We start from the raw sequence: 650 nt of genomic DNA on the forward strand, positions 1-650 counted from the left end.
AATTCGCATTTTGATGTGCTGGGAGGGGGAGGAAAAAGAGATTACCTTTGTTGAGGAGACAATAGATAAGGGACCAGACAGTAGTTTTAGCGTATGGAAACAGCAGAGATAAGGGAGTTGATATCGGCATTTGTTCCGGAGGAGATCCTTCGCGACTTTGAGCTGAAGGAAGTGAAAAAGGAGTGCGGGGTCTACCGACTCTATATGGACGAGAAGGACGACGAGAGCCATTATCCCCGTGAGCTGGCGAAGGCGAAGGAGGTGGTTCGATGCGGCTATATGAATCCCTGCGAGATCCAGACTTTCCCCATAGCCGGTCGCGAGGCATTCATCTACATACGCCGCCGTCGGTGGAAGGAGAAGGGTGGTCGAGAGTCCTTTTTCAACACCTATAAGTATACGATCGAAGGGATCAAATGCACACCGAAGTTCGGTGCTTTTTTAAAAGAAATTGGTCGAGGGGAAGCCGATAAGCATTGGTAATATCGCCTATGTCCTCGGGACGGATGCGAAGCGTCTTGACCGGTGGTACAAGGATTATCTGAGTGGCTTCCGCGAGGCAGAGCGGGACGGCAGGCTCTGCCAAGACGACATAGAGGTCCGGCGAGAGGGAGGTCAAAAAAAGATCAGGGTGCCGATCCTCAAGGAGT

At 51.5% G+C, this 650-nt stretch carries 2 protein-coding genes; both read left to right on the forward strand.

Features of this window, described 5'->3' with window-relative positions; translation table 11 throughout:
- Positions 1–93 precede the first annotated feature (93 nt).
- Entirely contained in the window at positions 94–483 is a 390-nt protein-coding gene (locus tag HMPREF2890_RS00010) for an ISAon1 family transposase N-terminal region protein (RefSeq protein ID WP_083289694.1), read from the forward strand.
- Positions 452–650, forward strand: a 199-nt coding sequence (locus HMPREF2890_RS00015; protein WP_148130617.1) for a hypothetical protein, incomplete at its 3' end; no start/stop codon positions are given. The genes HMPREF2890_RS00010 and HMPREF2890_RS00015, both read left to right, overlap by 32 nt.

Source organism: Porphyromonas sp. HMSC065F10 (assembly GCF_001808555.1).
In the GTDB taxonomy this organism is placed as follows: domain Bacteria; phylum Bacteroidota; class Bacteroidia; order Bacteroidales; family Porphyromonadaceae; genus Porphyromonas_A.